The organism is Extensimonas perlucida (assembly GCF_007655255.1).
GTDB lineage: Bacteria > Pseudomonadota > Gammaproteobacteria > Burkholderiales > Burkholderiaceae_C > Extensimonas > Extensimonas perlucida.
Genome location: NZ_VMYE01000047.1, coordinates 1 through 1,238, shown reverse-complemented (window position 1 = coordinate 1,238; position 1,238 = coordinate 1). Strand labels below are relative to the sequence as shown.

The window sequence follows — 1,238 nt, the reverse complement described above, 5'->3', positions numbered from 1 at the left end:
TGCACCTGCGCCGGTTTCACCGCTGCATCACGCGCCAGCGCCGTGACGGCAGGCCTCAAGGGTGAGTTCGGTGCCAGCACGCCAAAGTAGCGGTGGCGGTGCGTGCGCGGCGGGGGCACCAGCTTGGACAAGAGCAGCGCCGCCGGCGCCGAGCACCTTTCTTCTTGAGACCAGGAAATCGGACGGGTGGGTCACGGCGCTGGTCGACTTGTCTGGCGCGATGACAGGGCGCGTGATTTGACGTGGGGGATCATGATGGTTCGAAGATCCTTTCCACTACGTAGCACTTCATCTCGAAGGTCGCCGGGTCGAGTACCGCGTTGAACGGTGCCGAGGCTGCGTCAGTGGGGAACGCCGCCATCGAGGCTTCCGCGTCGGTAATGGTCGCCCAGTCAACGATCACGGCCCAGTCCCCGTCATCCCCTCGAAGCAGAGTTCGTCGGATGAAACCCTGCCGGTGCCGCATGTAGTCCTGCTCGAACACCTCGTTCGCGGCGAGGAATGTCTCCTCGTCCACGCCCTCTGCGGGTCGAAGCCGAACGATCTCGGTCACTGCCATCTCAGTTCTCCTCATAGTTGACCGCGTCTTGCCGGAAACCCAGCCCAGCTCGGCGAGACGCTGCTCGAGCGACGGTCGGTCGCAATTGTGTTCGGGTGTCACGATTCCATCGGTTCGTTGCGTCGGACAACCGCTGGCGAGATCGGGATAATCGAAGAGTAACGACCCGCCGAGAGTTTGTCAAGAATTTTGTGTAAGTGAGTCGATCTCTTTACTTTGGGTTGTGGGTTAGAGGTAGGGGTTGATGCGGTCGGGGTAGGCGATCGCGAGCTGGGCCAGGGCCTGCTTCCAGTTGGTGACGACCTGTCCTTCGACGAGTCGGGGTTGGGCCTTGCGTTCGGCGGCGGGCTTGCCGCGGTCCTTGGCCCGGTCGCGGGCTCTCTTGTCCTCGATGTTGCAGATCGCTAGCCACAGCAGCTTGATCACGGCGTCGTCGTTGGGGAAGTGGCCGCGGTTCTTGGTGACCTTGCGCAGCTGGTAGTTCAGCGACTCGATGCTGTTGGTCGTGTAGATCACCCGGCGCAGCTCGGGCGGGAAGGCCAGGAACGGGATGGGGGATAGGAAATCCAACCGCATGAGCACAAGTATAGCACACGTTTGGGGCGTCTCAGGCATGCACACAGGGGACTGCTGGGTTGATTTCTCAAAGCCAGTTGCCCGAGATTTTTCGGTATGACCC

At 61.6% G+C, this 1,238-nt stretch carries 1 protein-coding gene and 1 pseudogene; both read right to left on the bottom strand.

The genetic code is table 11. From position 1 onward, the window contains the following. Window positions 1–250: 250 nt before the first annotated feature. Window positions 251–559: a hypothetical protein gene (locus FK527_RS17135; RefSeq protein ID WP_144735881.1), complete on the bottom strand. Its 309-nt coding sequence runs from the start codon at window positions 557–559 to the stop codon at window positions 251–253. A gap of 228 nt (window positions 560–787) precedes the next feature. Next, a pseudogene (locus tag FK527_RS17130) lies at window positions 788–1,111 on the bottom strand (transposase); the annotation flags it as partial. Between the last annotated feature and the right edge of the window lie 127 nt (window positions 1,112–1,238).